The sequence below is a fragment of the Kandleria sp. genome (assembly GCF_017934775.1).
GTDB lineage: Bacteria > Bacillota_I > Bacilli_A > Erysipelotrichales > Coprobacillaceae > Kandleria > Kandleria vitulina.
On the sequence record NZ_JAGBIX010000004.1, the window covers coordinates 24,015 to 31,715 of the forward strand.

At 35.0% G+C, this 7,701-nt stretch carries 10 protein-coding genes; 2 read left to right on the forward strand and 8 right to left on the reverse strand.

The features are described 5' to 3' along the window. Window positions 1–8 precede the first annotated feature (8 nt). The gene (locus J6L95_RS00540) at window positions 9–944 is read right to left on the reverse strand and encodes a type I phosphomannose isomerase catalytic subunit (protein ID WP_287457708.1); all 936 of its coding nucleotides are present in this window, start codon (window positions 942–944) and stop codon (window positions 9–11) included. Window position 945: 1 nt separating this feature from the next. Further along, window positions 946–1,389 (reverse strand): 2-thiouracil desulfurase family protein, encoded by a 444-nt coding sequence (locus J6L95_RS00545; RefSeq protein ID WP_287457709.1) that lies wholly within the window; start codon window positions 1,387–1,389, stop codon window positions 946–948. Between the two features lie 132 nt (window positions 1,390–1,521). Here J6L95_RS00545 and J6L95_RS00550 point away from each other — a divergent pair, with 132 nt between their 5' ends. Together J6L95_RS00550 and sstT are read left to right on the forward strand one after the other, a co-directional pair. After that, entirely contained in the window at window positions 1,522–1,719 is a 198-nt protein-coding gene (locus tag J6L95_RS00550; RefSeq protein ID WP_287457710.1) for a hypothetical protein, read from the forward strand. Window positions 1,720–1,823: 104 nt separating this feature from the next. After that, entirely contained in the window at window positions 1,824–3,083 is a 1,260-nt protein-coding gene (sstT, locus tag J6L95_RS00555) for a serine/threonine transporter SstT (RefSeq protein WP_287457711.1), read from the forward strand. A gap of 1 nt (window position 3,084) precedes the next feature. Here the strand turns inward: sstT and J6L95_RS00560 are convergent, their stop codons facing one another. The 6 genes from J6L95_RS00560 to J6L95_RS00585 all read right to left on the reverse strand — a co-directional run. Further along, a complete protein-coding gene (locus J6L95_RS00560) occupies window positions 3,085–3,546 on the reverse strand; it encodes a YolD-like family protein (protein ID WP_081347221.1) in 462 nt (153 codons plus the stop codon). Further along, the gene (locus J6L95_RS00565) at window positions 3,543–5,018 is read right to left on the reverse strand and encodes a Y-family DNA polymerase (protein ID WP_287457712.1); all 1,476 of its coding nucleotides are present in this window, start codon (window positions 5,016–5,018) and stop codon (window positions 3,543–3,545) included. Before J6L95_RS00565 ends, J6L95_RS00560 begins: the two co-directional genes overlap by 4 nt. Before the next feature lie 494 nt (window positions 5,019–5,512). Further along, window positions 5,513–5,779 (reverse strand): S26 family signal peptidase, encoded by a 267-nt coding sequence (locus J6L95_RS00570; protein ID WP_159048253.1) that lies wholly within the window; start codon window positions 5,777–5,779, stop codon window positions 5,513–5,515. Next, window positions 5,779–6,360: a sortase gene (locus J6L95_RS00575; RefSeq protein ID WP_287457715.1), complete on the reverse strand. Its 582-nt coding sequence runs from the start codon at window positions 6,358–6,360 to the stop codon at window positions 5,779–5,781. The genes J6L95_RS00570 and J6L95_RS00575 overlap by 1 nt, the downstream gene beginning before the upstream one ends. Further along, window positions 6,357–7,241, reverse strand: coding sequence for a Cna B-type domain-containing protein (locus tag J6L95_RS00580; protein ID WP_074686219.1), 885 nt, complete (start codon window positions 7,239–7,241; stop codon window positions 6,357–6,359). The genes J6L95_RS00575 and J6L95_RS00580 overlap by 4 nt, the downstream gene beginning before the upstream one ends. Before the next feature lie 13 nt (window positions 7,242–7,254). Then, a partial coding sequence (locus J6L95_RS00585; protein WP_287457717.1) for a class C sortase occupies window positions 7,255–7,701 on the reverse strand: 447 nt, incomplete at its 5' end.

The window sequence follows — 7,701 nt, forward strand, 5'->3', positions numbered from 1 at the left end:
GTATCCTCCTATAATGTTGTAACCATCACTTTCATGCGTCCATCATAGCTGATTGTTTCTACATCACTACAGATAATAAAGTGATCTCCTGCTTTGACTTCTTCACCATTAAGTGTTCCTACACCTTCAATAATGCTGACAAGCTGGAATGGTTCTTTATTTATTATTTCATTTTTACTTGTAATTGTATAGCCATAAACGGATAAGAATGGACATTTCAGATAATTTGTTTTTGTCCCTGTTTCTAGTTTTTCATTTTCAAAGAACATTTCTTTATCATTAGAGGCAGGTACAGTCGTAACATCAATAGACTGTTGTACATGTAGTTCACGTTCGTTTCCTTGATCGTCTTTACGATGATAATCATAAACACGATATGTAATATCTGAAGACTGCTGTGCTTCATAGATCAATGATCCTTTACAGATCGCATGTAATGTTCCAGCAGGAATGTAATAGAAGTCTCCTTTATTTATAGTGAATCGATTTAACAAATGATCATAATCATCTCTTTCAATATAATCAATCAATTCCTCTTTTGTTTTTGCATGATGTCCCATAACCATCTGTGTTCCTTCATCACAGTCCAATACAAACCATGATTCAGTTTTCCCTAAACTGTTTTCATGTTCATTGGCATATTGATCATCAGGATGAACCTGTACAGAAAGGTCTTCTTTTGCATCAATGATCTTTACTAACAATGGAAACTGATCACCTTCAATATTGCCAAATAGTTCACGGTGATTTTCGAATAACCAGGAAACAGTCTTTCCTTCATATTCTGTATTGGCGATTGTACAATCTCCATTCTTATGTCCTGAAATAACCCATGCTTCTCCTGTATGATCACTTGGAATATCATATCCATAATAATCTTTTAGTTTATGTCCTCCCCAGATTTTTTCATGCAAAACTGGATTCATCTTTAATATATGTCCCATCTTATTTTTCTCCTTTTCTCTTTAATAAATATTCTTCTGCCGTATAGACATGTATATCATGTTTACGCAATAATCTTACAAAAATGCCATCACCTTTGATTTTTTTATGTGAATAGGTTCCATCATAGATGGTCCCTGCCCCACAGCTTGGACTATTGCTTTTAACAATGACTGTATCTACATTGTTTTCTAATAAATGATCAACAGCTTTACGTGCACCTTCCACATATTCTTTTGTGACATCTTTTCCATTGACAGTCATGACCTTTAGTGGTGATTCACTTACTATTTCTGCTGGATCACGAGGAATAGGAAGTCCTCCGAGAACTTCAGGACATACAAGTATGGCCCCTTCTTTTTTTAGTTCTTCTAATTCTTCTACTAAATTTGAATCTCCTCTGTAAGTACAGTTATCGCCTACTAAACAGCGACTTATTCCGATCATTGATTTCACCCTCTTTATTTATATTGGTCATTATAACACATTAATTGTTATGAGTATTAGATTAACAAAATGAGAAAGCTTGCTTGATGAAACAAGAATACATGTTATAATTGCCTAAAGAGGTGGAAAAAAATGGATTCTCAAAACAGTCATAAATATATGAATATGTTTACCATGATTGGCTATTTTCTTGCGATCATATTAATTATTGTCTTAATTTTTACAAGAAAAATAGAATTATTACTGCCAATTGCTATAGTGATTATCGCGTGTCGATTAATTGGCTATAGTATTGATCATTTTATTGAATACAAGAACAGCGAGAATTAATTTATATTCTCGCTGTTTGTTTTTTACACTTTTTCATTTATTATGTTTGGATATTCATAAAAAATATGTTATATTACTTCCTATATATAAAGGGGGATATAATTTTGAATATCGTTAAGAAATATAATGAGACAAGTCTCATTATACGAATTGCCTGTGGTCTTGCCATCGGTGTTATTCTTGGATTGTTCTTTCCTCATCTTGTAGGATTAAGAACACTTGGGGAACTTTTTGTAGGTGCTCTCAAATCCATTGCACCTATACTCGTATTTTTTCTAGTATGTAGTGCTTTATTGAATGGTAGTGGAAAGCTTGATAAGAAATTTGGAACAGTCGTGTTCTTTTATCTTACAAGTACCTTCTTAGCCGCATGTGTTGCTGTAGGAGCATCCATGTTATTTCCACAAAAGATTGTGCTAATGAAAAGTGCAGAAAAATTGCCTTCTGCCCCATCAGGAATTGCAGATGTTATTAATCAGTTATTTCTTAATATGATTGATAATCCTGTCAATGCATTAGCTACTGCCAATTATATTGGTATCTTATTCTGGGCTATTGTTTTTGCTTTTGCCTTAAAGCGTCTTGCAAATGATGCAACTAAGGAATTATTTAATGATCTAGCTGAAGGATTAACTCAGATTATCAAATGGATCATCAATTGTGCACCATTTGGTATTTTAGGTCTATCTTATGCTACTATTTCACAAAATGGTATCTCTGTATTTGCAAAATACAGTTCATTGTTATTGGTACTTTGTGGTTCCATGTTCTTTGTGGCATTAATTATTGATCCACTTATTGCAGGTATTGCACTGCGTACCAATCCTTATCCGCTTGTCTTTAGATGTCTTAAGGAATCTGGTATTACAGCCTTCTTTACTAGAAGTTCTGCAGCCAATATTCCTGTCAATCTTGCTTTATGTGAACGTCTTGGATTAGACAAGGATATGTACTCTATCTCTATTCCATTGGGTGCAACTATCAACATGGATGGTGCTGCTATTACTATTACTGTTATGACATTGGCAACCGCCAATCTTCTTGGTATCCATTATGACATATTGACTGCGCTTGTATTAAGTGTTCTTTCTACTTTAGCCGCATGCGGAAGTTCCGGTGTTACTGGTGGATCATTATTGCTGATTCCTCTTGCCTGCTCACTATTTGGTATTTCCAATGATATTGCTATGCAGGTCGTTGGTGTCGGCATGATTCTTGGTGTCATTCAGGATTCAGTTGAAACAGCACTTAACTCTTCTGGAGATGTTCTCTTTGCTGCTACAGCCGAATATCGTTCTTGGCTAAAAGAAGGACGTCGTTTACCTGATTTCATGTATCCACGTAAGAAGAGAAAGAAACATTAATCTATTTTACAAAGACAATGTCATCAATCATGATTTTACTTTGATTCATGATCAATAGACGATTGATATCATCATATGTCTTAATAACATCACTTATTACAAAGAGGGATCCTCCCTCTTTTTTTTGATCTTTAACAAAATAGGTAACTTCTATTTCTTCATGATCAAAGTAAGCCTGTCGTAATCTATAATCAATCATTTCTTTTTGATCTTCACTTAACTCAGGTTTACTCATTGTCATTCTCTGTGTCTCATTAATAGAATCTTCATAACCAGTCAACGCTGAAAATGGCGCAAACTGTGCTGCTCTTTTATAGGTAGACATAGGTTTTCTTGTTTTTGATACATGACGTGGAAGATTGATGATATCCCCGTATTTCTCATAAGCTTCTCTTGCACGATCTTCTAGTTCTTCTATATCAACACCATACACGTTATGCCATTGATTGTCCCTTTTCCTCATGCCTTATGTCCTCCAATTTGCTTATTGCGTTCTCTCGCTGTTGCACCTTCTTCAAAGTTCATTCCTTTTAATGCTGCATTCTTGCCAAATTTTTCTTGAATGTCAATCATTGTTTTCTGGAGTACTTTTTCTTCTTCCAATCTCTTGCTTTCCTGTTTTCTCAACTGATCTTCTTTATTGTAATCAACAAACAGGCTCATTTGTTCATAGGAAGGCCCCTGATTGATCGTTTCATTTTTTATATTTAATGCCGTAATATTTAAACGTCTTACCATCAGTTCCTTATTGACGATCCGATCAAAAAGCACACTGACTGATTCTCGCATTATTTTTGATGAAGATGTTGCTATCTTAAACTTCACTGTCCCATGTGCATGATGTGGCATCTTTCTGCCATAGAAGTCAACACTCATTTCTCCTTTATAGTGATTATTAGAGATATCGTAGCCAACATGTAAGACCAGTCCACTTGCGACAAGGTGCTTGGATACAAGATCAAGGGAAAGACGCTCCGCCATTTCCTTAGCGACCAGCCTCGCTTTCTTAAAATCATAGGCACACTGCAAGACCTGACCAGAACCCATACTATTGTTTTGAGGTCTATAATTCTTAATATCCTTCATTTCTGCACTCTCATAGCCAAATGCATGATCTATCAGCAGTTCCGCATTTACGCCAAAAAGCTTATAGAGGAGATCTTCATTATTATAAGCACAACGGGCAATGTCCCCCATCGTATACATATGATAAGCCTCCAGTTTTCTAGCATACCCCATTCCCACACGCCAGAAATCAGTCAATGGACGATGTGTCCATAGATATTTGCGATAACGCATTTCATCAAGAAATGCCATGCGCACACCGTTCTCATCTGGCTTCATATGTTTAGCCACAATATCCATTGCGACTTTTGCAAGATACATATTAGGACCAATACCAGCAGTTGCTGTTATACCAGTTTGATTATAGACATCTTTAATCATCTTCATAGCTAATGCTTTAGCGTCATTATTGTAAGCATGAAGATAACTTGTAAGATCGATAAAGACTTCATCAATGGAATAGACATGTATATCCTCTTTTGCAATATACTTAAGATAAACTCCATAGATTTTACTGCTGACTTCAATATAGCGTGCCATACGTGGTGTTGCCACATAGTAATCAATCGCAAGATTTTTATTTTTTTCTAGTTCTTTATAATCATACGATGAGCCTTGAAATTTATAGTAATGATTATCTTTTAAACGTTCTTTATTGATGCTCTTTACTTTTTGAATCACTTCAAATAATCTAGGACGACCAGATATTCCCAAAGACTTCAGCGATGGAGAAACCGCAAGACAGATTGTCTTCTCAGTTCGAGATTTATCTGCAACAACCAAGTTTGTCATAAGTGGATCGAAACCACGATCCACACATTCTACTGATGCATAGAATGACTTAAGATCAATACATAAATACGTTTTCATTTCTCCACCTCCTTATAGCGTTATTATACTACATCAAATAGCCGAAAAATTCACGCTTATTATATTTTAAAACCAAATTTTTGGCATTAAAAAAGGAATCCTTACACTAAGATTCCATTAATATACAAGTCTCCTAAAATGATAATAAAAAGAATAAGCATTATAAACAACATAAAAACAACAGTTACAATAAAAGCACTCAACCCTCTTAAACGAAGACTCCTGATTACAAGTGAATATGTAAAAACGATAATCCCTGTAATCAACGCTACTACAAGTTCATTAAACATGCTATTATCCTCTCCCTATTGATACCCTTAATAATATTTTAAAGGAAAGGTGTTTATAAAGTATATACGCTCACTCATATTTATATTGTGATTTTTTAATTTTCTTTAATTTTTGATGATAATGTGACAGAAAATGAGGTAACATCACAAGATGTTACCTCATTTCTTTCTAGTGAAATTATTTAAAGAGAAAATCATGAACCTTTAAATAACCACAAGGACACTACCAATAATATCTTTAGAGTTAATCAAGCCCATCGTACGGCTATCAACAGAAGATGAAAAGCAATCCCCTAATACAAAATAACCATCCTGATAAACTGATTGAACACGTTTAACATAGTAGCGATGATCAAATGTAAATACAATAATATCATTATATTTATATCGCTTCTTTTTCCTTACAATCACATATTGTCCATCTTCAATAGATGGAGTCATTGATTGTCCCTCTACTTTGAATAATTTCATCAGTTTTCTAATGAACAACGTACGACATGTCGACGTGTTCCCCCCCATGTACAAGTAAACATTGTTAAATCCCACTTATCAGTTTTTTTGATAAGCTTTTCATTTTGAGTAGGAGAAAGTACTTCGCGTGAAGTAATACGATATGGAAAGACATGTCCTTCCACATCCGTAAATCTCACTTTCGTGCCATTCTCCAATCCCTTGATACGAGAAAAATGTCTGGCATAATTATGACCGGCAATAACCATATCACGATTATATATTGATCCCTCATATCGACATGGAGCTATTCTCAGATGAGGATAGCTCCATGTTTCCATGACTGGAAGATTGAGCTTTAAAGAAGGAATGGAAATCCATCCAACATAGCGATGCCCTTTAATTACTATTGTAGGCATATCTCTTTTAGAAAATCTATAAACATGTGTTTCTTCTTTCACAACAATCTTCTTTCTTAAAAGTTCCATAACTTGTGAAGAAGAACGATCTGCACGATATCCCTCATAGACATTATAGATTGTCAGCGCTACGGCTGCCGCAATGAAGAGGACTCCAATCCTTATAAAGATTTTTCCTTTCATTGACTATATTTTCCTCTTATAATGCCAATGACAATGAATAACACACCAAATCCACCTAATGCAACAACTGGCCACCATAACTGTCCAGTCTGTGGAATTCTACTTGTACGAGATCTAAATGTAGATGATGATGATTTATAGTTAGGCGTTTTATAGTTTGATTTATTTGTAATAATCGTTTGATTATTTTCCTGTTCAATCGCTACTGTATAATCATTAAATACAGATTTTTCATAAACGCTCCACTCATATGAACCATCTAGATTTGTCCATTTATATTTCCAATTATTGCTCTTAGAAAGAGTCTTAGTATCATAGACTTCATTGTTTCTCAATAGTTCTACTTCAATGCTGTTAGGACGATTTTTACTGTTGTTATCATCCCAAACTTTAATCACTTCAAGTTCAGTCTCATCAGGGACTTCATCCTGATTATATTTTGCATTGATTTCAGTGAACCAGCTTTCAGTACTGTCTACATAGTTTGGCATTGAAAGCAATGTAGGCATGGCATGATAACGTTCTTTTCCATTCATGCCATCATCTGCTAAAACGAGATAGATACCTTTCTTGACATTGGTAAACATTACTTCACCATTGTTTGTTTTTTCTACCTTTGTTGGTGTCAATTGATTCTTATTGGCATAAACAGCTAAAGCTTCTGCAGCTTGAGTCAGATCATCAGTAACATGTGAATTCGCGAACTCTCCCTGATAATCAATCTTTCTATTTTTCCATTCACCAACATAGAAAAGCTTAAATGCGACATTGTTGAGTGGATATTTAATAACGACCTCACCAACGTTTTCATCAGCCATAACAGGCACAATGCTAAAGATAACGATAAGAATAGCAGTCATTATTTTTATGCATTTCTTCATAGCTTTCGCCTCCCTATTTCTTGGAACGTTTTTTCCTTTTATTCTTTATGATTATAAAAGCATTCACAATAATCAATACGATAATTGTGGCTATAAGAATCCATACACGATAATCCTTAAGAATGGATACCTTCTGTTCTTCATCTTGCTTATAGGCAGTACGTACGCCTCTTACAAGCAGACGATGCGTATTGACACCATAAGGCGTACAAGTCAGAAGTGTTACATAATCCTTCCCCTCTACTAAGGAAAGCTTATCTGTTTCATCCGGCTTAACAGTAAAGATATCTTCTACTTTATAAGCCAAAGTCTTATCTAAAATATGAAGAAAGAAGAGATCTCCTTTTTTCATCTTATCTAGATCTGTAAATAATTTGGCACTTGGCAACCCGCGGTGAGCTGAGAGAACACAATGGGAAGACGTCCCTCCCACTGGGAGACTAGTCCCTTCCATATGTCC